General features: G+C 68.0%; 21 protein-coding genes. 9 read left to right on the top strand and 12 right to left on the bottom strand.

The window, feature by feature from the left end; all coding sequences use genetic code 11:
- Positions 1 to 53 precede the first annotated feature (53 nt).
- From J2852_RS19980 to J2852_RS19950, 7 genes are read left to right on the top strand one after another with little or no spacing between them, the layout of a single operon-like run.
- Positions 54 to 971, top strand: a complete 918-nt coding sequence (locus J2852_RS19980; protein WP_209878782.1) for a branched-chain amino acid ABC transporter permease — start codon at positions 54 to 56, stop codon at positions 969 to 971.
- Positions 964 to 2,022 (top strand): branched-chain amino acid ABC transporter permease, encoded by a 1,059-nt coding sequence (locus tag J2852_RS19975; RefSeq protein ID WP_343206785.1) that lies wholly within the window; start codon positions 964 to 966, stop codon positions 2,020 to 2,022. The genes J2852_RS19980 and J2852_RS19975 overlap by 8 nt, the downstream gene beginning before the upstream one ends.
- A gap of 7 nt (positions 2,023 to 2,029) precedes the next feature.
- Positions 2,030 to 2,803: an ABC transporter ATP-binding protein gene (locus J2852_RS19970; protein WP_209878779.1), complete on the top strand. Its 774-nt coding sequence runs from the start codon at positions 2,030 to 2,032 to the stop codon at positions 2,801 to 2,803.
- On the top strand, positions 2,793 to 3,539 hold the full coding sequence (locus J2852_RS19965; protein WP_209878777.1) for an ABC transporter ATP-binding protein: 747 nt from the start codon (positions 2,793 to 2,795) through the stop codon (positions 3,537 to 3,539). The genes J2852_RS19970 and J2852_RS19965 overlap by 11 nt, the downstream gene beginning before the upstream one ends.
- Positions 3,540 to 3,555: 16 nt before the next feature.
- On the top strand, positions 3,556 to 4,077 hold the full coding sequence (locus J2852_RS19960) for an L-2-amino-thiazoline-4-carboxylic acid hydrolase (protein WP_209878775.1): 522 nt from the start codon (positions 3,556 to 3,558) through the stop codon (positions 4,075 to 4,077).
- Positions 4,074 to 5,279: a M20 aminoacylase family protein gene (locus J2852_RS19955; RefSeq protein ID WP_209878773.1), complete on the top strand. Its 1,206-nt coding sequence runs from the start codon at positions 4,074 to 4,076 to the stop codon at positions 5,277 to 5,279. The genes J2852_RS19960 and J2852_RS19955 overlap by 4 nt, the downstream gene beginning before the upstream one ends.
- A complete protein-coding gene (locus tag J2852_RS19950) occupies positions 5,276 to 6,553 on the top strand; it encodes an NAD(P)/FAD-dependent oxidoreductase (protein ID WP_209878771.1) in 1,278 nt (425 codons plus the stop codon). The genes J2852_RS19955 and J2852_RS19950 overlap by 4 nt, the downstream gene beginning before the upstream one ends.
- 85 nt (positions 6,554 to 6,638) lie before the next feature.
- On the opposite strand, the gene J2852_RS19945 is transcribed toward J2852_RS19950, so the two are convergent.
- Genes J2852_RS19945 through cyoA form a run of 5 tightly spaced genes read right to left on the bottom strand, consistent with a single transcriptional unit; the run spans position 6,639 to position 11,722 of the window.
- Entirely contained in the window at positions 6,639 to 7,415 is a 777-nt protein-coding gene (locus J2852_RS19945; protein ID WP_209878769.1) for an SURF1 family protein, read from the bottom strand.
- Positions 7,412 to 7,852: a cytochrome o ubiquinol oxidase subunit IV gene (gene cyoD, locus J2852_RS19940; RefSeq protein WP_209878767.1), complete on the bottom strand. Its 441-nt coding sequence runs from the start codon at positions 7,850 to 7,852 to the stop codon at positions 7,412 to 7,414. Before cyoD ends, J2852_RS19945 begins: the two co-directional genes overlap by 4 nt.
- Positions 7,849 to 8,499, bottom strand: coding sequence for a cytochrome o ubiquinol oxidase subunit III (gene cyoC, locus J2852_RS19935; RefSeq protein WP_246499866.1), 651 nt, complete (start codon positions 8,497 to 8,499; stop codon positions 7,849 to 7,851). Before cyoC ends, cyoD begins: the two co-directional genes overlap by 4 nt.
- Positions 8,500 to 8,509: 10 nt before the next feature.
- Positions 8,510 to 10,507, bottom strand: coding sequence for a cytochrome o ubiquinol oxidase subunit I (gene cyoB, locus J2852_RS19930; RefSeq protein WP_209878765.1), 1,998 nt, complete (start codon positions 10,505 to 10,507; stop codon positions 8,510 to 8,512).
- Between the two features lie 18 nt (positions 10,508 to 10,525).
- Positions 10,526 to 11,722, bottom strand: a complete 1,197-nt coding sequence (gene cyoA / locus J2852_RS19925) for a ubiquinol oxidase subunit II (protein ID WP_209878763.1) — start codon at positions 11,720 to 11,722, stop codon at positions 10,526 to 10,528.
- 327 nt (positions 11,723 to 12,049) lie between these two features.
- On the opposite strand from cyoA, the gene J2852_RS19920 reads away from it, so the two are divergent.
- Positions 12,050 to 13,444 (top strand): MFS transporter, encoded by a 1,395-nt coding sequence (locus tag J2852_RS19920; protein ID WP_209878760.1) that lies wholly within the window; start codon positions 12,050 to 12,052, stop codon positions 13,442 to 13,444.
- 15 nt (positions 13,445 to 13,459) lie between these two features.
- On the opposite strand, the gene J2852_RS19915 is transcribed toward J2852_RS19920, so the two are convergent.
- On the bottom strand, positions 13,460 to 13,966 hold the full coding sequence (locus tag J2852_RS19915) for a hypothetical protein (RefSeq protein WP_209878758.1): 507 nt from the start codon (positions 13,964 to 13,966) through the stop codon (positions 13,460 to 13,462).
- Positions 13,967 to 14,105: 139 nt separating this feature from the next.
- Between J2852_RS19915 and J2852_RS19910 the strand changes: the two genes are divergently transcribed.
- Complete coding sequence (locus J2852_RS19910; RefSeq protein ID WP_209878756.1) at positions 14,106 to 14,732, top strand: cold-shock protein; 627 nt, start codon at positions 14,106 to 14,108, stop codon at positions 14,730 to 14,732.
- A gap of 212 nt (positions 14,733 to 14,944) precedes the next feature.
- On the opposite strand, the gene J2852_RS19905 is transcribed toward J2852_RS19910, so the two are convergent.
- From J2852_RS19905 to J2852_RS19880, 6 genes are all read right to left on the bottom strand, one after another.
- Positions 14,945 to 15,274 carry a helix-turn-helix domain-containing protein gene (locus J2852_RS19905; RefSeq protein ID WP_209878754.1) on the bottom strand — a complete coding sequence of 110 codons (330 nt, stop codon included), beginning with the start codon at positions 15,272 to 15,274 and terminating at the stop codon, positions 14,945 to 14,947.
- 186 nt (positions 15,275 to 15,460) lie between these two features.
- Complete coding sequence (locus tag J2852_RS32255; RefSeq protein WP_209878752.1) at positions 15,461 to 17,227, bottom strand: sensor histidine kinase; 1,767 nt, start codon at positions 17,225 to 17,227, stop codon at positions 15,461 to 15,463.
- Positions 17,228 to 17,546: 319 nt separating this feature from the next.
- A complete protein-coding gene (locus J2852_RS19895) occupies positions 17,547 to 20,729 on the bottom strand; it encodes an efflux RND transporter permease subunit (RefSeq protein ID WP_209878750.1) in 3,183 nt (1,060 codons plus the stop codon).
- 56 nt (positions 20,730 to 20,785) lie between these two features.
- Positions 20,786 to 21,952 (bottom strand): efflux RND transporter periplasmic adaptor subunit, encoded by a 1,167-nt coding sequence (locus J2852_RS19890; protein ID WP_209878749.1) that lies wholly within the window; start codon positions 21,950 to 21,952, stop codon positions 20,786 to 20,788.
- A gap of 38 nt (positions 21,953 to 21,990) precedes the next feature.
- Complete coding sequence (locus J2852_RS19885) at positions 21,991 to 22,800, bottom strand: alpha/beta hydrolase (protein WP_209878747.1); 810 nt, start codon at positions 22,798 to 22,800, stop codon at positions 21,991 to 21,993.
- 121 nt (positions 22,801 to 22,921) lie between these two features.
- Positions 22,922 to 23,911, bottom strand: a complete 990-nt coding sequence (locus J2852_RS19880; protein WP_209878745.1) for a LysR family transcriptional regulator — start codon at positions 23,909 to 23,911, stop codon at positions 22,922 to 22,924.
- Between the last annotated feature and the right edge of the window lie 14 nt (positions 23,912 to 23,925).

Genomic DNA, 23,925 nt, shown 5'->3' with positions numbered 1-23,925 from the left:
ACAGACGGGAACGGGGGGCGGCGCGCCGTCCCCCACGGCGAACGGAGCTTGCCATGATCTTCGACATCTTCCTTCTGCAACAGGTCATCAATGGCCTGTCCATCGGGTTCGTCTACGCCCTGATGGCGATCGGCTTTACGCTGATCTTCGGTGTCCTGAACGTCGTCAACTTCGCCCATGGCGAGGTCTACACCATCGGCGCCTTCATCGGGCTGATGGTCATCACCGCGCTGGCCCCGCCGCTGGTGGCCGTGGTGCCGCTGGTCCTGGCCGCCGGCGCGCTGAGCGGCGTCGGGCTGGAGCGTCTGGCCTTCCGCCCCTTCCGCCGCTTCACCGACGAGGCCAGCCAGAAATCCCGCGCCATGCGCGAAGCGACCCTGCTGTCCTCGCTGGCCGTGTCGATCATCGCGCGGGAGATCATGATGCACCTCTTCGGCGGCGACATGCAGGGCGTCCCCTCGGACTATCTGCTGCAACGCCCCGTGGCCATCGGCCCCATCATGGTCGCCACCGGCAGCCTGGTGATCTTCGCCACGTCAGCCGTGATGCTCGGCGCGCTGCAATTCCTGCTGTACCGCACGCAGACCGGCCTGGGCATCCGCGCCGTGTCCAACAACCAGCTGGGTGCCCGTTACGTCGGCATCGACACCGACCGCACCATCGTCACCACCTTCGCCGTCGGCTCCATGCTGGGCGCCACGGCGGGCATCCTGGTCGGGCTGTACGACGGCGCGATCTCCCCGCACATGGGCTTCGCGCCCGGAGTGAAGGCCTTCGTCGCCATGGTGATGGGCGGCCTGTCCAGCATCCCGGGCGCCGTCGCCTGCGCCCTGCTGCTGGGCGTCTCGGAAAGCATCGCGACCGAGTTCCTGTCGAGCGGCTGGAAGGACCTGATCACCTACAGCCTTCTGGTCATCACGCTGGTCTTCTTCCCGCAAGGAATCTTCGGACATGGACGTGAACGTGCCTGACGCTCGGATCCTGCCGTCCTCCACGGCGCTGCCCGCCTCCGCCACCGCGTGGCGCGGCCGGCAGATCTTCTGGACCGTGGTTCTGCTGGCGGTCGTGTTCGGGGCCGTCCCCGCCGCCATCACCGCCACCGGGTCCAGCTACCTCGCCCAGATCGCCATCACGGCGATGATCTTCGTCATCCTGTCGGCCAGCCTGAACCACATCACCGGCACCGCCGGCCTGCTGTCCATCGGCCACGCCGCCTTCTACGGCATCGGCGCCTATGCGGCGGCCCTGCTGTCCACCAAGCTCGGCCTGCCCTTCATCGTCACCCTGCCGGCGGCGGGGCTGATCGCGGCCTTCGTCGGCTTCCTGGTGGCGATGCCGACCATGCGGCTGGTCAGCATCTATTTCGCCGTCGCCACGCTCGGCATTGGCGAGATGATCTACGTCATCCTCCTTAACTGGGTCGATCTGACCCGCGGCCCCATGGGCATCCGCGGCATCCCGCCGATCGAGCTGTTCGGCTGGCAGGCCAACACCCTGCTCAGCCGCTACATGGCGGTGGCGGTGATCGCCGTCGTCTGCGTGTGGGTGCTGCATCGGCTGACCCATTCCTACTACGGCAACGCGCTGCGGGCGCTGCGCGAGGACGACCAGTGCGCCGACAGCATGGGCATCGACGTGGTGCGGCTGAAGGTCGAGGCCTTCGTCGTCTCCACCTTCTTCGCCGGGGTGGCCGGGGCGCTCCTGTCCCACACGTCGGCCTACATCGCGCCGGACAACTTCCGCTTCATGGAATCGATCCTGATCCTGGCGATGGTCGTGGTCGGCGGCATGGGCAGCCTGCCGGGCGCCGTGGTCGGCGCGCTGTTCATGATCGTCCTGCCCGAGGCGCTGCGCGACATCGGCGATTACCGCATGATCGCGGTCGGCGCCACGATGTTCCTGTCCATCCTGCTGCTGCCCAAGGGCATGCTGGCCGAAGGCGCGTCCCTGGCCTTCGTCCGCCGGGCCTTCGCGCGGGGCTGGACGACCATGTCCGGCGGCACGCCGGTCGGCTGGAAGTGAGGCGGTCATGACGGACGCGAACACCATTCTTTCCATCGACGGCCTGACCCGACGGTTCGGCGGCCTGCTCGCCGTCAGCGACGTGACGGCCACCATCAAGCAGGGCGAACTGGTCGGGCTGATCGGCCCGAACGGCGCCGGCAAGACCACCCTGTTCAACCTCATCACCGGCTTCACCCCGCCCAGCTCCGGCACGGTGCGCTTCGCCGGGCGGGACGTCACGGGCCTCAAGCCCTGGCAGATCGCCCGCATGGGCATGGGGCGGACCTTCCAGAATCTGCGGGTCTTCCCCAACATGACGGTGTTCGACAACGTGTCGGTCGGCGCCGTCGGCAGCTTCGGGCAGTCGCCCTGGCGGGCACTGTTCAACGGCGGCGCGCAGAGCCGCGCCGTCAGCGCCCGCAGCTGGGAGGCGCTGGAGCGCGTCGGCCTCGCCGACGTGGCGGGGGAGATCGCCGCCAACCTGTCCTACGGCAAGCGCAAGTATCTGGAGATCGCCCGCGCCCTGGCGACCGCCCCGCGCCTGCTGATCCTGGACGAACCCGCCGCCGGCCTGAACGACACCGAAACGGCGGAGCTGGCCGACTTCATCCGCCGCCTGCACGCCGAGGGCGTGACCGTCCTCTTGGTCGAGCACGACATGGGGCTGGTCATGAACAGTTGCAGCCGCGTGATCGTGCTGGCGTCGGGCCGCAAGATCGCCGACGGCACGCCCGAACAGGTCCAGCGCGACCCCGCCGTGCTCGAAGCCTATCTGGGAGTGGAAGACGATGCCGCTTGACGCCGTCACCGACACCACCACGACCGCCGTCCGCCGCATTCTGGAGGTGCGCGACCTCAAGGTCCGCATGGGCTCGCAGGAGATCCTGCGCGGCGTCTCCCTGGATGTGCGGGAAGGCAGCATCGTCGCCGTGCTGGGCGCCAACGGCGTCGGCAAGACGTCGCTGATGCGCGCGCTGTCCGGCATCTACCGCACCACCGGCGGAACCACCGTCTTCGCCGGCCAGGACCTGACCAACAGCCCCAGCCACGCGGTGGTCAAGCTGGGTCTGGCGCAGGCGCCGGAGGGGCGGCAGATCTTCGGCACCATGACGGTGCGCGAGAACCTGCTGCTCGGCGGACGGGTCCGTTCCCAGGACCGTGCCGCCCGCATGGAAGCGATGCTGGAACTGTTCCCCCGCCTGCGCGAGCGGCTGTCGCAGAAGGCCGGCTCGCTCTCCGGCGGCGAACAGCAGATGCTGTGCATCGCCCGCGCGCTGATGTCCAAGCCGCGCCTTCTGCTGCTGGACGAACCGTCGCTGGGCCTCGCCCCCATGGTGGTGAAGCAGATCTTCGACCTTCTGGTGCAAATCCGCTCGGAGGGCACCTCGATCCTGCTGGTCGAGCAGAACGCACGCGCAGCCCTGCGTGTCGCGGATCACGCATACGTCATGGAGGCGGGTCGGGTTACCTTGTCCGGAAACGCCGCCGAACTGGCCGCCGACCCTCGGGTCCAGGCCGCCTATCTCGGCGGATAGAAGGGAGAAGGAGACCATGACCAACCCCGCACCCATGCCCATCCTCGAACGCCGCCGCATCGAGGCGGAGTTCGCCAAGGCGCTCTACGACCAGCTGCTGCCCGAGATCGGGCGGGAACGGGCGCGCGCCGTCCTCGCCCGCGCCATCGAGGTCATGGCCCGCGCCGCCGGCGCCGCCATGGCCGAGGAGGACCGCAAGACCCACGGCACCGCCGACCTGTCCACCTTCCGCGAGCGTCTCGCCCTGTGGACGGCCAACGACGCCCTGGCGCTGGACGTGATCGAGGCGGCGCCCGACCGGCTGGACTTCAACGTCACCCGCTGCCGCTACGCGGAGACCTACCGCGCCATCGGTGTGGCGGAGATCGGCGACATCCTGTCCTGCAACCGGGATGGGGAGTTCATGTGCGGCTACCGCCCCGACGCCCGCTTCACCCGCACCCAGACCATCATGCAGGGCGCCAGCCACTGCGACTTTCGCTACACCCTGCCGGAAAGCACCCTGCCTGAGGGCGGGGCGACGGAGACGCCGAAATGACCATCCCCGAAAACGTCCGCCTGAACCCGGCCGCGACCGCGCTCAGTGCTGAGATGCAGGCGTGGCGCCACCACCTGCACGCCCACCCCGAAACCGCCTTCGAGGAGCATGAGACCAGCGCCTTCGTTGCCGAGAAGCTGCGCGCCTTCGGCTACGAGGTGGCGACCGGTTTGGGCCGCACCGGCGTGGTCGGCACGCTGAAGGGCCGCCACGGAGGCCAGCGCGCCATTGCGCTGCGCGCCGACATGGACGCCCTGCACATCCACGAGGCGAACGACTTCGCCCACCGCTCCGTCAATCCGGGGCGCATGCACGCCTGCGGGCACGACGGCCACACGGCGATGCTGCTGGGCGCGGCGAAGCTCCTCGCCGACGATCCGGACTTCCACGGAACCCTCCGCGTCATCTTCCAGCCCGCCGAGGAGAACGAGGGCGGCGCGCGCGAGATGATCGAGGACGGCCTGTTCGACCGCTTCCCCGTGGACGCCGTCTACGGCATGCACAACTGGCCGGGCCTGCCGCTGGGCCGCATCGCGCTGCGCCCCGGCCCGATGATGGGCAGCTACGACATCTTCGAGATCGTCGTGCACGGCAAGGGCAGCCACGCCGCCATGCCGCACATGGGCAACGACGCCATCACGGCGGCCGGCCACCTGCTGACCACGTTGCAGACGATCCCCGGCCGCAGCCTGCACCCGCTGGACAGCGCCGTGGTGTCGGCGACGCAGATCTTCGGCGGCGACACCTGGAACGTCATCCCGCCGTCGGTCACCATCCGGGGCACGGTGCGCGCCTTCAAGGACAGCGTGCAGGACACGGTGGAGGCCCGCATGCGCGTGCTGGCGGAGCACACCGCCGCCTCCTTCGGCTGCACGGCGGAGGTCCGGTACGAGCGGCGCTACCCCGCCACCGTGAACAGCGCGGATGAGACGGCGCTCTGCGCCGAGGTCGCGGCCCGGCTGGTCGGCGCTGACAATGTCGATCACGATCCGATGCCGTCCATGGGCGCGGAGGATTTCGCCTTCATGCTGAAGCAGCGGCCCGGCTGCTACGTCTGGCTCGGCAACGGCCCGGCGGAGGGCGGCTGCCTGCTGCACAACCCCGGCTACGACTTCAACGACGCCAATCTGGCCATCGGCGCCAGCTATTGGGTCAGCTTGACGAAGACTCTGCTGTCCGCTGAGGCGGAGGTCGCGGCATGACCGGGATGCCGGCATCCCACTGGGCGGCGACGGCCGTTGCCGCCCCCGAGACGGCCCCGCTGAAGGGGCCGCTTCAGGCCGACGTCGCCGTGGTGGGGGCCGGGATCACCGGCCTCTCCGCCGCAATCCACCTCGCCGAAAGCGGCGTGCGCGTCGTTCTGCTGGAGGCAGCAGAAGCCGGCTTCGGTGGTTCCGGGCGCAACAACGGCCAGATCATCCCGACCCTCTCGCGCCTCGACCCCGCCGACCTCGTCGCCGCCTACGGCAGCGAGAAGGGCGAAGGGCTGATCGCCATGATCCGGGATTCGGCGGCCCTGGTCTTCAGCCTCGTCGAAAAGCACGGGCTGCGCTGTGACGCCGTGCAGAAGGGCTGGATCCAGCCGGCCCACCGCCCCGGCCGCATGGTCGCGGTGGGCAAGCGCGTGGCGCAGTGGCAGGCGCGCGGGGCCGATGTGCGGCTGCTCGACGCCGAGGCCGCGCGGGCGGCCCTCGGCACCGACTTCTGGCACGGCGCGATGCTCGCCCCCACCGGCGGCCACGTCAACCCACTCTCGCTCGTCCGCGAGATGGCCCGCGCGGCCATCGGGCTGGGGGTTGGCCTGCACACCGACACCCCTGTCACCGGCTTGGAGCGCGCCGGTTCGGCGTGGCGCCTGACAACGCCGCAGGGCAGCGTGACGGCCGAGCGGGTGATCCTGGCGACCAACGCCTACACCGACGACCTGTGGCCGGGGCTGCGCCGGTCCATCGTGCCGGTCCTGAACTTCCAGATGGTGACCAAGCCGTTGCCGCCCGAACTGCGGGCGTCCATCCTGCCCGCCGACATGGCGTGCAGCGATACCCAGGGCGACCTGCATTTCTTCCGCTGGACCGCCGACGACCGGCTGGTGTCGGGCTGCACGCTGATCTCCCTTCAGGACGCCGACCGCCGCGCGCAGGAGCGCGTGCGCGACCGCATCGCCCGCGTCTTCCCGCAAGCCGGCCGCCCGGCCATCGAGCGGAGCTGGAGCGGCCACCTTGCCATGACCGCCGACTTCCGCCCGCACTTCCACGAGCTGGCGCCGGGCGTGGTGGCGGCAGTCGGCTACAACGGCCGGGGCATGGCGCTGGGGGCCGCGGTGGGCCGGGAACTGGCGAAATTCGGTGCCGGCACCGACTCGAAGGACCTGCCGCTTCCCTTCACACCCCTGCGGACCCTGCCCCTGCACGCGCTGGTGACCCGCTTCGCCCCCGCCTACATGGCCCACCTGCGCCGCCTTGATGCCACAGGCTAAAGCCCTTCTCCCCTCGTGGGAGAAGGGTTGGGATGAGGGGGCGGCCGCAAGGCCGGAAAACCTCTCCATGGCCGACGCTTCCCCCTCACCCAACCCTCTCCCCAGGGGGGAGAGGGGCTATCTGTCTCCTCTCCCGCCACTCGTGGCGGATCAGGTACGCGGCCCCGCCCGCGACCATCGCGGCAAGCCCGTACCACGTGATCGCGTAGACCAGATGGTTGTTGGGAAACGCGATCACAGTCAGGCCGCCAACTGGAAACGCCGGCCCACCAACGCCGGCATCCGCGTCGATGAAGTACGGCGCCACCTCCTCCAGCCCCCGCGCCGCCGCGATGGCCGCCACGTCGCGCGAGAACCAGCGGTCGGCGGCCGGGTCGTTGGCGCGCAGCATGGCCCCGCCCGGTTCGCTGATCCGCAGCAGCCCCGTCACCGTTACGTTGCCCTCAACCTGCCCGTCCGTCCGCGTGGCCGGATCGCGCCGGCCGGGCGGGACGAAGCCGCGATTGACCAGTATCACCGTCCCGTCGTCTCTCCGCAGCGGAGTCAGCACCCAGGAACCGGGGCCGAGCACGGTGGAGGCGGCGACCAGCGTCTCGCGGTCGTTCAGGAAGACTCCGGTGACGCTCACGCGCCGGTATTCATGATCCGCCGCCGTGATCGTCGGCCACTCCGCCCGCCCCGGCGCCGGGACCGGCGGCGCGTGGACGCGCGTCTCCACCCGCTCGATGAGGGCGAGCTTCCAGGCCCGCCGCTCCACCTGCCAACTGCCGAGCGCGACCAGCACCGCGAAGACCACGGTCGCGACGATCCCGAACCCGACCAGCCAGCCGAGCGAACGCGGCGGGTTTGCTGCCTCGGTCACGGCATGTTGCGCATATGCTCCGGTGACATCGGCATCATGTTGGTGTCGAGATGATGCATCACCCACAGCGACCCGGTCAGCGTGATGACGACGATGACGATGGTGAACATCAGCGCCAGGAACGTCCAACCGCCCTCCGACCGCGTGTTCATGTGCAGGAAGTAGACCATGTGCACGACGATCTGCACGGCGGCGAACAGCAGGATCACCACCGCCGCGACCGTCGGGCTGCGGAACACGTCCGCCATCACGATCCAGAAGGGAATGGCGGTCAGCACCACCGACAGGCCGAAACCGATCAGGTAATCCTTGAACGACCCGTGATGGGTGCTGGTGTCATCGTGCCCGTGGCCATGCCCGCCATCATGTCCCCCGCCATCATATCCACGGGAATGCGCGGCGGCGCGGTCGGGCTCGTGTTCGGCGTGAACGCTCATCCCCTCAGGACTCCCATCAGATAGACGAAGGTGAAGACGCCGATCCAGATCACGTCCAGGAAGTGCCAGAACATGCCCAGGCACATCAGCCGCCGGTGGTTTTCCGGGATGAAGCCGTGCAGCGGCAGCTGGAACATCAGCGTCACCAGCCAGAGGATGCCGGCCGTGACGTGCAGCCCGTGCGTGCCCACCAGCGTGAAGAAGGCGGACAGGAAGGCGCTGCGCTGCGGCCCGGCGCCTTCCGCGATCAGATGGTAGAACTCGTAAAGCTCGATCACGAGGAAGCCGAGGCCAAACAGGCCGGTGACGCCCAGCCAGAACAGCGTCAGCCCCATGCGCCGCTTTTCCACCTCCAGCATCGCCAGACCGTAGGTGATGGAGGAGAACAGCAGCAGCGACGTGTTCAGCGCGATCAGCGGCAGTTCGAACAGATCCGCCGGGGACGGCCCGGCGGCGTAACGGGTGCCGAGCACGCCGAACGTCGCGAACAGCACCGCGAAGATCAGCGCGTCGCTCATCAGGTAGATCCAGAAACCCAGAAGGGTGCTGCTCTCGGCGTGGGCAGCCTCCTCCACGTCGTAGAAGACGGGGGCTTCCGCTTCGGTGGCGGCGGCTTCGCGGCGCGCCGTATCCAGATGCATCGTCATGATCGTTCGCCTACTCCGCAGCGGCGCGCGCGCGCCCGTCTTCGAAGCTCATGACCTCCTCGGCCGGGATGTAGTAGTCCCGCCGGTAATTGAAGGTGTGCGCGATGGCGGCCGCGATCAGAGCGACGAAGGAGACAATGGCGAGCCACCAGATGTACCAGATGAGCGCGAAGGCCAGCACGGTGCTGATCGCCGACAGTACAAACCCGGCGGCGGTGTTCTTCGGCATGTGGATGGGCCGGTAGCCGTCGCGCGGGCGGACGTGGCCGCGCCGCTTCATGTCCCACCAGGCGTCCTGCTCGTGGACGATGGGGATGAAAGCGAAGTTGTAGGGCGGCGGCGGGGAGGAGGTGGACCATTCCAGCGTCCGCCCGTGCCACGGATCGCCCGTCAGGTCGCGCAGCTGCTCCCGCCGCAGGAAGGTCACCGCAAGCTGGACGATGAAGGACCCGATCCCCAGCGCGATCAGCAGCGCGCCGAAGGTCGCGGCGTAGTACCAGGGCTGCAGTGCGTAGTCCTCGAAGTGGTTCAGCCGCCGCGTCACCCCCATCAGGCCAAGCACATATTGCGGCATGAAGGCGAAGTAGAAGCCGACCAGCCAGAACCAGAAGGTCATCTTCCCCCAGAAGGGATCGAGCCGGTAGCCGGTCACTTTCGGGAACCAGTAGTACAGTCCCGCCATCAGGCCGAACACCACGCCGCCGATGATCACGTTGTGGAAATGGGCGACCAGGAACAGGCCGTTGTGCAGCACGAAATCGGCCGGCGGAACCGCCAGCAGCACGCCGGTCATGCCGCCGATCACGAAGGTCACCATGAAACCGACGGTCCACAGCATCGGCACCTCGAACCGGATGCGGCCCCGGTACATGGTGAACAGCCAGTTGAAGATCTTGGCGCCCGTCGGGATGGAAATGATCATCGTCGTGATGCCGAAGAAGGCGTTCACGCTGGCCCCCGACCCCATCGTGAAGAAGTGGTGCAGCCAGACCAGATAGGACAGGATCGTGATGACCACCGTCGCGTAGACCATCGACGCGTAGCCGAACAGCCGCTTGCCGCAATAGGTCGAGACGATTTCCGAATAGATGCCGAAGCAGGGCAGGATCAGGATGTACACCTCCGGGTGGCCCCAGATCCAAATCAGGTTGATGTACATCATCGGGTTGCCGCCCAAGTCGTTCGTGAAGAAATGCGTCCCCACGTAACGGTCGAGCGACAGCAGCGCCAAGGTGGCGGTCAGCACCGGGAAGGCGGCGACGATCAGCACGTTGGTGCACAGCGTCGTCCAGGTGAAGATGGGCATCTTCATCATCGTCATGCCCGGCGCCCGCATCTTCACGATGGTCGCGATCAGATTTATGCCGGACAGTGTTGTCCCGACACCCGCGACCTGTAGCCCCCATATGTAGTAATCGACCCCGACACCGGGGCTGAAGTCAGGCCCCGACAGCGGCGGGTAGGCCAGCCAGCCCGTGCGGGCGAACTCACCCACGAACAGCGACACCATGGTCAGGAAGGCGCCGCCGGCGGTCATCCAGAAGCTGAAGTTGTTCAGGAAGGGAAAGGCGACGTCGCGGGCCCCGATCTGCAACGGCATGACGTAGTTCATCACCGCGGTGACCATCGGCATCGCGAAGAAGAAGATCATGATCACGCCGTGGGCGGTGAAGACCTGATCGAAATGGTGCGGCGGCAGATAGCCCTCGTTCGGGCCGAAGGCGACCGCCTTCTGCGTCAGCATCATGATCGCGTCGGCAAAACCGCGCAGCAGCATGATGATGGCGAGAATCCCGTACATGACGCCGATCCGCTTGTGATCGACGCTGGTGATCCATTCGCGCCACAGATAGCCCCAGGCCCGGTAATAGGTCACCGCCGCGACCAGCGCGAGGCCGCCCAGCACGACGGCGGTGAAGGTCGCGATCAGAATGGGTTCATGGAGGGGAATCGATGCCCAGGTCAGCCGCCCGAAGAGAAAGGTCTGAAGATCTATGTCTGAGAACATGGGATTGCCCCGCTCCGACTATCGCGGCTGGCCGCTGTCGGTCTTGTTGGTATCGGTGTTGTTGCTATCGGTCTTGTTGTTGAGTTGCGGCGGCGCCACGGTGTCCGGCGCGCCGGGCATGGCGTGGCCCTGAGGCGTGTCCGGATGGGTCGTCGGCTGGTTCACGGCGGGCGATCCCGGCCGGGGCCGCATGCCTTCGGGCTGGACGTCGCCGTCACCGCCGCCGCGCGGCGGGCGCCCCGACGCCGGATGGGTCGCGGCCGACGCCTCGTGGCCGCTCTGCATCAGGCGGTTGTCGTACCGCAGGCGCTCCCGGTTCTCGTGGCTCTCCCGGCCGGCGCCGCCCATGGAATCGATGTGGTGCATCTCGGCCATGCACATCTTTCCGGGGACCGCGCACATGTTCAGGATGGCGGTGTAAAGCCCGTCCTCCACGCGGGAGAAATACTGGACCGGCACGTCCTCCTTCGGCTGCTCCAGCGCCAGATAGGCGGGGCGGTCGAGCGCCGATCCCTCCCGCTTCACCTTCTCCACCCACTGGTCGAACCCCTGCCGGGTCATGCCATGGAAGTTGAAGTTCATGCGCGAGAAGCCGGACCCGCTGTAGTTCGCCGAGAAGCCGTTGTAGGTGCCTTCCTCGTTGATGACCGCGTGCAGCTTCGTCTCCATCCCGGCCATGGCGTAGACCTGCCCCGCCAGCGCCGGAATGAAGAAGGAGTTCATCACCGTGGCCGAAGTGATGTGGAAGGCGATGGGCACGTCCACCGGCGCCGCCAGTTCGTTGACCGTCGCGATCCCGTGGTCCGGGTAGAAGAACAGCCATTTCCAATCGAGCGCGACGACCTGGACGTTCAGCGGCTTCGCATCCGCCGGCAGGGGCCGCGAGGAATCGAGGCGGGTCAGCGGCCGGTAGGGGTCGAGCGTGTGCGTGCTGAGCCAGGTGATCGCCCCGAGAGCGATGATGATCATCAGCGGCGCCGTCCAGATCACCACCTCCAGCCGGGTGGAATGATGCCATTCCGGGTCGTAGGTGGCCTTCTTATTCTCCGCGCGGTAGTGCCACGCGAACAGCAGCGTCAGCGTGATGACCGGCACGATGATCAGCAGCATCAGCACCGTGGAGGTGACGATGAGGTTGCGCTGCTGCACCGCAATGTCACCGGCCGGATCCATCACGACGGCGTTGCATCCGGCCAGGAGAACCGGAAGGAGCATCGCCCCGAACGCGCGGAGCCTGTTGCGGGCGCGCGGGGCATGAATTCGCCTGAGTTGGGGCACCGGAGCGCTTCCCATGCGTTACGTTCGTTGGTCCCGCCCGGCGGAGCGCCGGACGAGCGTGATCGGGGCTTGGCTGGCCGGCGGCGGTCAGCACCCGCTGGATTAACCGTGGAGATCAATTTTTGTGCCCTTGCCCAAATTTCATTCCCCATCCGGCATGGGTGGCCGGAATGGGTGGGCACAAGAAGGGTTCCCGGCCTGTTGGGCTCCTGAGCCTCGATGCCGTCAACCCGGCCGCAAAAGGATGGGGAGCGAAGAACCTCGATGAGCGCACATCACGGCACGCCGACCTCGACACCGCTGGAGCGCGACGCGCGGCTCGTGTCGACCGACCACAAAGTCGCGCCGGGCGAGATCGCGCTGGGCGTCGTCATCGGCCGAACGGCGGAATTTTTCGATTTCTTCGTCTACGGAATCGGCTCGGTCCTCGTCTTTCCGTACGTGTTCTTCCCGTTCGTCGATCCGGTGACGGCGACGCTCTATTCCTTCCTGGTGTTCTCGCTGGCCTTTATCGCGCGGCCGGTCGGCTCCATCGTGTTCATGGCCGTCGATCAGATCTACGGGCGCGGCGTGAAGCTGACGGTGGCGATGCTGCTGCTCGGCTTTTCCACGGCGGCGATCAGCTTCCTGCCCGGCTACCAGAGCATCGGCGTCGTCTCCATCGTGCTTCTCGGCGTCTTCCGCGTCGGGCAGGGGCTGGCGCTGGGCGGCGCCTGGGACGGGCTGGCGTCGCTGCTGGCGCTCAACGCGCCACGCCATCGCCGGGGCTGGTACGCGATGATGCCGCAACTCGGCGCGCCGCTCGGCTTCCTGCTGGCAAGCGGGCTGTTCGCCTACTTCCTGCTCAACCTGTCGTCGGAGGACTTCCTCAGCTGGGGCTGGCGCTTCCCCTTCTACGTCGCCTTCACCATCAACGTGGTGGCGCTGTTCGCCCGTCTGCGCCTTGTCGTCACGGACGAATTCTCGCGCCTGCTCGAAAACCGGGAGCTTGAGCCGACCAGCGTCGCCGACATGTTCACGGCGCAGGGGCGTTTCGTGCTGATCGGCACCTTCGTGCCGCTGGCCAGCTTCGCCCTCTTCCATCTGGTGACCATTTTCCCGCTCAGCTGGGTCACCCTGTTCGACCAGCGCTCGGGCGGCGAATTCCTGCTGGTGCAGTGCGCCGGGGCCGTGGTGGGGGCGCTGGCCACCGTCCTGTCCGGCCTGATCGCCGACCGCGTCGGCCGCCGCCCCCTGCTCGCCATCTGCGCTGGCGCCATCGCCGTCTTCAGCGCCGTGACGCCCTTCCTTCTGGGCGGCGGCGCCACCGGACAGACCGCGTTCATCCTGCTGGGCTTCGCGCTGCTCGGTCTGTCCTTCGGCCAGGCGGCGGGGGCGGTGTCATCCAACTTCCTGACCCGCTACCGCTACACCGGCTCGGCCCTCACCTCCGACCTGTCCTGGCTGACCGGCGCCGGCTTCGCGCCGCTGGTGGCGCTCGGCCTGTCGAGCAAGTTCGGGCTTGGCTGGGTCGGCGCCTATCTGCTGTCGGGCGCCGTCTGCACCCTGGCCGCCCTGCTGTTCAACAAGCTGGAGACGCGGGAAGGCCCGGACGGAAGCGGTCCCCGCGCGACCGGTCCCAACTCACCCGGCCGCAATCTGGCCCCCCGCCCCCGCTGACGGAGACCGCTCCCTCTACTCATCAAACGTCCGGAACGCGTCGGCCAGCACGGCCCCGTACATCAGGGCGACCGCCCAGAACCGGGGCGGCAGCCCTTCGGGCCGGGCCGGCGCGTTCATGAGCACCTGTGCCCGGAACTGATTCTCCGCGTCCAGCCCGCCGGCCGCGAAGTCGCCGCGCTTCAGCGTCAGCCCCAGGCTCCGGACGAGGTACAGGACGGCCAGCCGCCGGGCGCTGCCGGTGTATTTGCCCTTTCCCAACACCCAGTCCTCGACGTCCATCCAGGGTTCCCACCCCGTGTCCGGCGGCACCGGGTCGCCGTCCTCGTCAAGGCGCACGGCGCAGTGGTCCAGGGCGCGGCCCAGTTCGACCAGCGCCGCGCCGATCCGCTCCCGAATCTCGTCGCGCTCGCCATCGTGAAGCTCCGCCAGACGGCGAATCTGCTCCAGGATCGGGCGCTGGCGGTCCGGGACCGGCACGGGAAGGTGCCGTTCGATGAGCGAAAGCGCGCTGTCCAGCATGGGTCTCCTCACCGGGTTTTGGGCGATGGTGCCCCAAGACCTTGTGGAAAGCGACCCGGAACGTCACCTTACAGATTGCGTTGGAAAGGAAACCCCGCCAAGGTCATTCATCTGCAATACGGGCTACAGAGTGCTTACGGTGAGCGAAGAGTTGAAGAACGTCACGGCGACGGTGAAGTGGTTCAAGACGGACAAGGGCTTCGGCTTCGTCCGCTTCGCGGATGGAAGCGGCGAGGCGTTCCTCCATTCGTCGGTGCTGGCTCCTCTGGGCGATGTGTCCTTGATCGAGGGCACCATCCTCGTCTGCGATGTCGTGGAAGGTCCGAAGGGCCGTCAGGTTTCGGCCGTTCACTCCGTCACGCCCGGCGCCCCGCCGGAGCCCAAGCCGCGGCGCGAGCCGAGGGCGCGCCGCCAGCGCTCCGAAGGGGCCGAGCCGGGTGCGCCCGCTCCCGCCGGTGAACGGGCTCCGGAACGGATTGCCGAACGGACTGGTGAGCGCCCGCCCCGCCCGGCGCGATTCGAGCCGGCTCCCCGCGTACCCCTCGGGCCGGAGCATGTCAGCTACGGCACGGTGCGCTGGTACAACCTCGACAGCCAGTCCGGTCTGATCGATCCGTGGGACGACGAAACCGGCATCGGGGTCTATTTCGACCGCGCGACGCTGCGCCAGTCGGGCCTCGACGTGGTCGCCGATGGCGAGGACGTCCGTTTCGTTGCCCATAAGGGCGAGAACGGCCCCTTCGCCGTGCGCGTCGAACTGGCCTGACGCTTCGCAAGCACGGCCCGAAAGCACGACCGGCTGAAACACAGAGGGCGCCGATGCGGGACCGATCCCGCCGGCGCTCCCTTATGCGTCGAAGGCCCGTTTAGGGCGGATCTCGATCCGCTCTGGACCGCGACGGCGGTCCCGAACGCCCATGCGTTCGAAGCCGGCCGGCGAATGAGGCCATTTGAATCTAAAGCGAATGCTAATTCGCTTTAGGGCGTGTAGGTCCGCGTCGTCCGACGCTCGACGATCACCGCCGGGCGCTGGTCGTGCCCGCCGGGCCGCGTCGGATAGGGCGACCGCGCGCCCGGCGCGGCATGCCCATGCTCGGGCCGCGCCGCCGCCTCGCGCACCTCGAAGATGCGGCGGTCGGTCGGCAGGCTCTCGGCCAGAACGACGACAGCGTTCAGCGACAGCCGGCCGTCCTGCCCGCCCGGCTGGAAGGGGCGGAGCCGGCCCGCGTTCAAGAGTTCCTGCACCTCGGCTTCCGAACATCTCAGCCAAGCTGCGGCTTCCGCCATCGTCAGGGGGAGATCACGCATCGCACACAGTCTCCTGGTGGTTTGGCTGTAAATAGAGTCGGCAGACCTTCAACAACAGCGTTGCCGCAACAACGCGATGCGCACTGGCCCTGATTCCGGGATACAGACAGAGCCCGCCCCCGGATGCAAGCGTATCATATCAGCTTTCTTCATGAACCGCGATGGGGCCGACGGTCAGGCTGCCACTCAGCCCGCGACCGGCGCCGTCACCGGCATGCGGATCAGGAACCGGCACCCCCGTCCCTGCCCGTCCTCCAGCGCGATGCGCCCGCCCAGCCGCGAGGTGACCAGATTGAAGACGATGTGCAGGCCAAGCCCGGTGTTCCCCGCGCCGCGCCGGGTCGTGAAGAAGGGGTCGAACACCTTGGACCGGATGTCGGCCGGGATGCCGCGCCCATCGTCGCTGAAGGACAGCGCCACCGTATCCGCGTCGATCATCGTCACGTCGATCCGCAACGTGCCGGCCTGCCCCGGCTCGAAGGCGTGGTCCACCGCGTTCATGGCAAGGTTGGTCACCACCTGCCCCAGGGCGCCGGGGTAGGAATCCATGACGATGTCGTCCGGGCATTCGACCGTCAGGACGTGCCCGGCCTTGCGCAGGGCCGGCGCCAGACTGCTCGCCAATTCCTCAAGGCTGGCCCGCAGGTTGAAGCCGCGCCGCTCGTCCGCCACCTGATCGGCGGCCACCTGCTTGAAGCTCTGCACCAGCCCGGCCGCCCGCGCCACATGGGTGTGCAGAAGAGTGCTGGTCTCCTTCGCGACGCCCAGATAGTCCGTCAGATCGCTCTTGCGCACCTGTCCGTTCGCGACGCGCTGTTCCAGCCGCCGGGTCTCGTCGCCCAGATGCGTGCTCGCCAGCAGCGCGATGCCCAGCGGCGTGTTGATCTCGTGCGCGACCCCGGCGACCAGATGGGCCAGCGCGGCCATCTTCTCGGCCTGAATCAACTGCGCCTGCGTCGCCTTCAGCCGCTCGTGGGCGAGCCGTTCGCTGTCGAGCGCGTCGGCCAGCCGCCGCGCCTGATCGGCCAGATGCGTGTTCGTCGCCGACAGCTCCGCCGCCGCGCGCCGCGTCGCGGCCGACCAATGGCTGAACAGCTGGTGCGCGACGTAGAAGGCGAACAGGACGATGATCGTCATCACCCAGTACATCGACTGGGACGATTCGGCGAGCGCCCTGGCCGCCGCGCGGACCGCCCCGTCGTCGCCCGTCGCCGAGGCCGTCTCGAAGGCCAGCGCGTTCAGCCGCACCGACGCGTACAGGAACAGCAGCACCCCGGCGAGGATCGTCGCCCCGCCCAGCACCGTCCAGGCCCCCCGGTCGCCCTCCTCCGCCCTCCAGCCCCGGCCGCCGCGCCAGCGCGCCAGAGGCCGGCTGAAGGCCCAGAGGAACGGCGCGACGATGGTCAGATTCTGCAGGAAAGCGCCCAGCCACCACCCCTGCCAGACCGGCAGCACGTCATGCCGTCCGACCCCGTTGGTCATGATCCAGATGACCGACCCGGCGGAGCCGAACACCGCGCCGACGAAGGACAGCACGACGAAGACGACGAGCGCGTTGAAAGACCGCAGGTCATAGGGAATGGGCAAAGCCCGATAGCCGATGGCGAAGACGGCCAGCCCCAGCGGGTCGGCGAAGGCGAACAGCAGCGACCAGTGCAGCGGCATGCCCGAATGGAGCGCCAACGCCAGCGTCGAAAGATAGGCGGGCAGGAATCCCCACCAGAAGCCGAACCACAGCACCCACAGCGTGGCGAAGATCAGCGGCGGATAGAGCGTGGCGAACACGTCCACGCCGGCGAAATGGATCGGCAGCCCCGACCAGCCCAGCGTGATCGACGCCAGCCCCAGCCCGATGCTGGCCGCCAGCGTGCCCAGCCACGCCGCCAGGACGACCGCCCGGTCGCGCCGACCGCCCTTCGTCCAGAACAGGCGGAACAAAGTCGGCCGGTACACGGCGCAGGCCGCATCCCGTTCCTTCAAAACGTCCTGCCCCGATTTTCCCCGAGCAGGATCGGGCCGGGCAAGATCGGACCGAGCATCGGACGCAATCGTTCGTGTGCCCATGACATGACCCGCTTGCCTTGCCCTGAAACCGATATTCTCCAACAAGATCCTTAGAGAGGAAATTATTAAGTTCCCATTCGAAAATCTTACGCCCTTCGGCAGAGGCGACCCATTCGGACGGATCAAGTCTTGACAAGGGGGAACGGAATCACGCCGTCACAATCGATCGTGATGTTTTCCAGGCGCGCCCGTCCCCCTCGCCCGCAGCTCATTCACCCGCCGCGGCGGCCATCGAACCGTGCGCCGGAACCGCCTTCACCTTGCCCGCCCCGGCCAGCCGGCGCAGCAGCACGTAGAAGACCGGCGTCAGCACCAGACCGAACAGCGTGACGCCGATCATCCCGAAGAACACCGCCACGCCCATGGCCTGCCGCATCTCCGCCCCCGCCCCGGTGGAGACCACCAGCGGCACCACCCCCATGATGAAGGCGATGGAGGTCATCAGGATCGGCCGCAGGCGCAGCCGGCTCGCCTCGATGGCCGCCTGGACGGCGGTGCGCCCGTGCTGCTCCAACTCGCGGGCGAACTCCACGATCAGGATGGCGTTCTTCGCCGACAGGCCGACCAGCACCATGAAGCCGATCTGGGTGAAGATGTTGTTGTCCCCGCCGGTCAGCCACACGCCGCCCAGCGCCGACATCAGGCTCATCGGCACGATCAGCAGGATGGCCAGCGGCAACGTCAGGCTTTCGTACTGTGCGGCCAGCACCAGGAAGACCAGCAGCACACTGATCGGGAAGACCCACAGCGCGGCATTGCCAGCCAGGATCTGCTGGTAGGTCAGGTCGGTCCATTCGAACTTCACGCCGCGCGGCAGAACCTCCGCCGCGATGCGCTCGGCCGCCGCCTGGGCCTGACCGGACGAGAAGCCGGGCGCCGGACCACCGTTGATGTCGGCCGCCGTGTAGCCGTTGTAGCGCACCACCATCTCCGGCCCGTAGCTCTGCTTCACCGTGACCAGAGAGGACAGCGGCACCATGGCGCCCTGCGCGTTGCGCGTCTTCAGCAGCCCGATGTCGTCGGCCTGGGCGCGGAACGGCGCGTCGGCCTGCACCCGCACCTGATAGACGCGGCCGAAGTTGTTGAAGTCGTTCACGTAGAGCGAGCCCAGATAGATCTGCATGGTGTCGAACACGTCGCCGACCGGGACGCCCAGCTGCTTGGCCTTCACCCGGTCCAGATCGACGTCCAGCTGCGGCACGTTGATCTGATAGCTGGAAAAGCTCGGCCCCAGTTCCGGCGTCTGCGCCGCCTTCTTGACGAACGCGTTCACCGCCTCGCTCAGCGCCTCGTAGCCAAGGTTGCCGCGATCCTCCAGCTGCATCTTGAAGCCGCCCAGCGTGCCGAGGCCCATGACCGGCGGCGGCGGGAAGATGGCGACGAAGGCTTCCTTCAGCCCGGCGTAGCGCCGTTGCAGGTCGCCCGCGATGGCGTTCGCGGACAGACCAGGATCCTTGCGCTCGGCAAAGGGCTTCAGCGTCACGAACACGATGCCGGCGCTGGAGCTGTTGGTGAAGCCGTTGACCGACAGGCCGGGGAAGGCCACCGCGCTCTCCACGCCGGGGCGGGCCAGCGCGATGTCGGTCATCTCGCGGATCACCTTCTCCGTCCGGTCCAGCGAGGCGCCGTTGGGAAGCTGCGCGAAGCTGACGAGATACTCCTTGTCCTGCAAGGGCACGAAGCCCGTCGGCACTGCCCGGCCGAGCAGCACGGTCAGCCCGAGCAGCAGCGCGTAGACCGCCAGCATCGCCCCCTTGTGCCGCACCACCCCGCCGACACCCCGGCCATAGCCGTCCGACGCCCGGTGGAACACCCGGTTGAACAGCCGGAAAAAGCCGCCGAACACCCGGTTCATTCCACGGGTCAGCCAGTCCTGCGGCTGGTCATGGCCGCGCAGCAGCACCGCCGACAGGGCCGGCGACAGGGTCAGGGAGTTGAAGGCCGAAATCACCGTGGAGATCGCGATGGTCATCGCGAACTGCTTGTAGAACTCGCCGGTCAGGCCGGTCATGGCGGCCAGCGGCACGAAGACGGCAACCAGGGTCAGCGCAATGGCGATGATCGGCCCGCTGACCTCCTGCATGGCCTTGACGGTGGCGTCGCGGGCGGACAGGCCGGACTCGATGTTGCGCTCGACGTTCTCCACCACGACGATGGCGTCGTCCACGACGATGCCGATGGCCAGCACCATGCCGAACAGCGACAGCGCGTTGATCGAGAAGCCGAAGGCGTACATCAGCGAGAAGGTGCCGACGATGGACACCGGCACGGCCAGCAGCGGGATGATCGACGCCCGCCACGTCTGAAGAAAGACGATCACCACCAGCACGACCAGCGCCACCGCTTCCAACAGCGTGTGCACCACCGCCTCGATGCTGGAGCGGACGAACTGCGTCGGGTCGTAGACGATGGAATAGTCCACGCCGTCCGGCATGTCGGCCTTCAGCTCGGCCATCGTCGCGCGCACCTGGTCGGAAATCGCCAGCGCGTTGGCGTCCGGCGTCTGGGTGATCGCCAGCGCCACCGCCGGCTTGTTGTTCAGCAGCGACCGCAACCCGTACTGGGCGGCGGCCAGCTCCACCCGCGCCACGTCGCGCAGCAGCGTGACGCCGCCGTCGGCACCCGTCTTCAGGATGACCTCGCCGAACTCCTCCGCCGTCTTCAGCCGGCCGCGCGCGTTGATCGACAGCTGCAACGGCACGTCCGGCAGCGTGGGCGAAGCGCCGATGACGCCGGCCGCGACCTGCACGTTCTGCTCGCGGATGGCGTTCACCACGTCGGTGGCGGTCAGCCCGCGTTGGGCGACCTTCTGCGGGTCGAGCCACACGCGCATGGCGTAGTCGCCGGATCCCCAGACCTGCACCTCGCCCACGCCGCCGATCCGGTTCAGCCGGTCCCGCACGTTCAGGATGGCGTAGTTGCGCAGGTAGGTCATGTCGTAACGGTCGTTCGGCGACAGCAGATGCACGACCATGGTCAGGGTGGGCGAGCTTTTCGCGGTCGTGACGCCCAGCCGCTGCACATCGGCCGGCAGGCGCGGCAGCGCCTGCGCGACGCGGTTCTGCACCAGCTGCTGCGCCTTGTCCGGATCGGTCCCCAGCTTGAAGGTGACGGTCAGCGCCATGTTGCCGTCGCTGTTGGCCTGCGACTGCATGTACAGCATGTTCTCGACGCCGTTGATCTGCTCCTCCAGCGGCGAAGCGACCGTCTCGGCAATGACCTTGGGGTTGGCGCCGGGGAACTGCGCGCGCACCACGACGGAGGGCGGCACCACCTCCGGATATTCGGAGATCGGCAGCTGGAACAGCGAGATCGCCCCCGCCAGGAACAGCGCGACCGACAACACGCCGGCAAAGATCGGCCGGTCGATGAAGAACTTGGAGATGTTCATGGAATCACCTGCATTTCTCCCCCTCTCCCCTCTGGGGAGAGGGAACTAGGGACGCGTCAGCGCGCCGCCGTCTGCACCCGATCGGCGCCCATGGCGACCGTCTTCGGGCTGACCTGCGTGCCGGGCCGGGCGTGCTGGAGGCCGTTGACCACCACCCGCTCGCCCGACGACAGGCCGGCAGTGACCACGCGCAAGCCGTCCTGCAACGGGCCGAGCTTCACCGCCCGGTACTCCACCCGGTCCTCCGCGCCGACGACCAGCACGAACTTCTTGTCCTGATCGGTCCCGATGGCCCGGTCGTCCACCAGCAGCGCGTCGTACGGCGTCGTGCCGCCGACCTTCAGACGTGCGTAGAGGCCGGGGACCAGCAGCCCGTCGGCGTTGTCGAACCGGGCGCGCACGCGGATGGTGCCGGACACACTGTCCAGCCTGTTGTCCACATGCTCCACCGTGCCGGCGCGCGGATGCCCTTCTTCGTTCGCAAGTCCGAGGCGCACGGGGATGTCCGCCGCGTCCTTCACCGTGGCGATGTGGCGCAGGTAGGTTTGCTCATCCACGTCGAACGACGCGTAGATCGGCGACACCGACACCAGCGTGGTCAGCGGCTCCGCCGCCGCACCGGCCGCGACCACATTGCCGACCGTCCGCTCCGCCCGCGACACGCGGCCCGACACCGGGGCGGTCACCTGGGTGTAGCCGAGGTTCAGCCGCGCGATGTCCAGCGCCGCCTGGGCGGCCTTCAGGTTGGCGGCGGCCTCGCGCGCCGCGTTCTCCTTCTCGTCCATGGACCGGCGGGAGATGGTGTCGTCCTTGATCAGGCGCTGACCGCGATCCAGGTCGGCGGCGGTGTAGCGCACGCGCGCCTGGGCGGCGGCCACCTGCGCCTCGGCCCGCGCCACCTCCGCCTCGTAGGGGCGCGGGTCGATGGTGAACAGCACGTCGCCCTGGCGGACCAGCGATCCGTTGCGGAAATGCACGGCGACGATGGTGCCCGGCACCTGCGGGCGGATCTCCACCCGGTCCACGGCCTCCAGCCGGCCGGAATAGCTCTGCCAGTCGGTCACCGGCTTGGCCTGCACGGTGGCGACATCCACCTCCGCCACCACCGGCGGCGGAGCGGTTTGGGCCTCGGCCGGGTGACGCCCGGACATGGTCACGGCGACGGCGGCAAGGGACACACCGGCCGCCAGGACGACAGCGAATTTCGCACGGGATGCGGTCATGGTACTTCCTGCGGTTCGGGCCAAAAGTTCGAAGGGTTTTACGAATGCGCGCCGTTCAGGCGGCGCCTCAGAAACTCGGCGGCGGCGGCCAGGGCCGGTTCATGGTCGGCCAGTGCCGCATGCGACACGCCGGGGAAGCGCGTCACCTCGGTCGGCACTCCGGCACCGATCAGGCGGGCGGCGTAGCTCTCAGCCTCCGGCCGCAGCACATCGTTCTGCGCGGTGACGATCAGAGTCGGCGGCAACTGCCCCAGCCGGCGGGATTCCAGCGGCGCGGCGTAGGGGTGCAGCCGTTGCGCCGCCTCCGGCAGATAGGCGCGGTAGCAGCGCGCGCAGTCCGCCACCGTCACGTCGGAGCCCAAAGCCCGCTCGTCCCCCGCCCGCGTCAGGCTGGGGTCCAGCATGGGGCCGAGCAGCGCCTGCGCGGCGATCTCCGGACCACCCTGATCGCGCGCGATGAAGGTGAGAGACGCGGCGATGTGCCCGCCCGCGTCATGACCGGCGACACCCAGCCCCGCTTCCCGGATGCCGAGCGCGCCAGCCTTGTCCGTCAGCCAGCAGGCCGCCAGATGCGCGTCGAAGGCCGCGGCGGGAAACGGGTGGGCCGGCGCCAGCGAGTAGCCGACCGACACCACCAGTGCCGGCACGCTGCGCGCCAGAAACGAGGCCGCCCCGTCCGCCGCGTCCAGCGAACCGGTGGTGAAGCCGCCGCCATGGAAATAGAGCAGCCCCGGAAGCGGCCCCCGCGCATCCACCGGCCGGTAAATCCGCAGCCGGATGTCCTGGGCATAGCCGGCGATAACGCGTTCATCGACCGCCAGCGAACCGTCCTGCCTTGCGTGATCCATCGCGAACCGGCGCCGGGCGCCCCTCCCACACTGCTGTGGAAGGGAGTTTGTCCAGGCGGAGCGGTCGGATAAATATCAGGGTTCCGGCAACACTGTTCAGATCAGCTGAACAATCACCTCTTCAGACGACGCAATCACACGCCGTGTCGCGCTCCGCCGGGGCCGAACGGACCGGCTCGCCACAGGAGTCCTCCGCGACATCCTCCCCTTGCAGAAGCGGACAGCGCTCGAACAGCTCCGCGACCCAGTCCACGAAAACGCGGACCTTAGGGGATAGATGCCGGTGGTGCGGGTAGACGGCGGAGACCGGCACGCGCGGCGGTCGCCATTCCCGCAGGACTTCGCGCAAGGCACCGCTGCGCAGGTGGGGCAGCACCATGAACCGCGCGGGTTGCAGGATGCCCAGCCCCTCCAGCCCGCAGGTCACATAGGCGTCCGCGTCGTTGACGGCGACGGAGCCTTTCATGGCGACCTCAATCTCCTGGCCGTCACGCGTGAAGCACAGCTCGAAGTTCCGCCCGGTCCGGTTGTTGAAGTAATTCACGGCCACATGGCGGTCGAGGTCCTCGATGGTCGAAGGCTCGCCATGTTCGGCCAGATAGGCCGGGCTGGCGCAGGTGATCGGCTGCATGGCGCCGATGCGGCGCGCCACGAGGCTGGAATCCTCCAGCACGCCGACGCGGATAACGCAGTCCACCCCTTCCTGGATCAGGTCGATCGGCCGGTCGCCCAGCCCGATCATGAGGTCGATGTCCGGGTATGTCTGGTGGAATTCGTGGATGGACGGGATGATGACCAGCCGGCCGATGGATCCCGGCATGTCCACGCGCAGCCGGCCGCGCGGCGTCTTGCGGGCGCTGGTGAAGGACGCCTCGATCTCGTCGATTTCCGACAGGACACGGGTGGCGCCTTCCAGATAGGCCGCGCCATCCAGCGTCAGGTTCAGCCGCCGCGTGGTCCGTTGCAGCAGCCGGACACCCAGCGAGGCTTCCAGGTTCTGGATCGTCGTGGTGACCGAGGCGCGCGGCAGCCCCAGCGTCTCCGCCGCTTTTGAGAAGCTGTTCACCTCGACGACGCGAACGAAGACGCGCATGGCGTGCAGCTTGTCCATCGCGGATTCACCAT

The organism is Azospirillum soli (assembly GCF_017876165.1).
Lineage (GTDB): Bacteria > Pseudomonadota > Alphaproteobacteria > Azospirillales > Azospirillaceae > Azospirillum > Azospirillum soli.
This window is presented reverse-complemented; position numbering and strand designations above follow the sequence as displayed.

Excerpts from the sequence above, each read along its gene's own strand:
- J2852_RS19980 (WP_209878782.1), top strand. The coding sequence starts at position 54 with ATGATCTTCGACATCTTCCTTCTGCAACAGGTCATCAATGGCCTGTCC.
- J2852_RS19970 (WP_209878779.1), top strand. The coding sequence starts at position 2,030 with ATGACGGACGCGAACACCATTCTTTCCATCGACGGCCTGACCCGACGG.
- J2852_RS19965 (WP_209878777.1), top strand. The coding sequence starts at position 2,793 with ATGCCGCTTGACGCCGTCACCGACACCACCACGACCGCCGTCCGCCGC.
- J2852_RS19960 (WP_209878775.1), top strand. The coding sequence starts at position 3,556 with ATGACCAACCCCGCACCCATGCCCATCCTCGAACGCCGCCGCATCGAG.
- J2852_RS19955 (WP_209878773.1), top strand. The coding sequence starts at position 4,074 with ATGACCATCCCCGAAAACGTCCGCCTGAACCCGGCCGCGACCGCGCTC.
- J2852_RS19950 (WP_209878771.1), top strand. The coding sequence starts at position 5,276 with ATGACCGGGATGCCGGCATCCCACTGGGCGGCGACGGCCGTTGCCGCC.
- cyoD (WP_209878767.1), bottom strand. The coding sequence starts at position 7,852 with ATGAGCGTTCACGCCGAACACGAGCCCGACCGCGCCGCCGCGCATTCC.
- cyoC (WP_246499866.1), bottom strand. The coding sequence starts at position 8,499 with ATGACGATGCATCTGGATACGGCGCGCCGCGAAGCCGCCGCCACCGAA.
- cyoB (WP_209878765.1), bottom strand. The coding sequence starts at position 10,507 with ATGTTCTCAGACATAGATCTTCAGACCTTTCTCTTCGGGCGGCTGACC.
- cyoA (WP_209878763.1), bottom strand. The coding sequence starts at position 11,722 with ATGCTCCTTCCGGTTCTCCTGGCCGGATGCAACGCCGTCGTGATGGAT.
- J2852_RS19920 (WP_209878760.1), top strand. The coding sequence starts at position 12,050 with ATGAGCGCACATCACGGCACGCCGACCTCGACACCGCTGGAGCGCGAC.
- J2852_RS19915 (WP_209878758.1), bottom strand. The coding sequence starts at position 13,966 with ATGCTGGACAGCGCGCTTTCGCTCATCGAACGGCACCTTCCCGTGCCG.
- J2852_RS19905 (WP_209878754.1), bottom strand. The coding sequence starts at position 15,274 with ATGCGTGATCTCCCCCTGACGATGGCGGAAGCCGCAGCTTGGCTGAGA.
- J2852_RS19895 (WP_209878750.1), bottom strand. The coding sequence starts at position 20,729 with ATGAACATCTCCAAGTTCTTCATCGACCGGCCGATCTTTGCCGGCGTG.
- J2852_RS19890 (WP_209878749.1), bottom strand. The coding sequence starts at position 21,952 with ATGACCGCATCCCGTGCGAAATTCGCTGTCGTCCTGGCGGCCGGTGTG.
- J2852_RS19885 (WP_209878747.1), bottom strand. The coding sequence starts at position 22,800 with ATGGATCACGCAAGGCAGGACGGTTCGCTGGCGGTCGATGAACGCGTT.
- J2852_RS19880 (WP_209878745.1), bottom strand. The coding sequence starts at position 23,911 with ATGGACAAGCTGCACGCCATGCGCGTCTTCGTTCGCGTCGTCGAGGTG.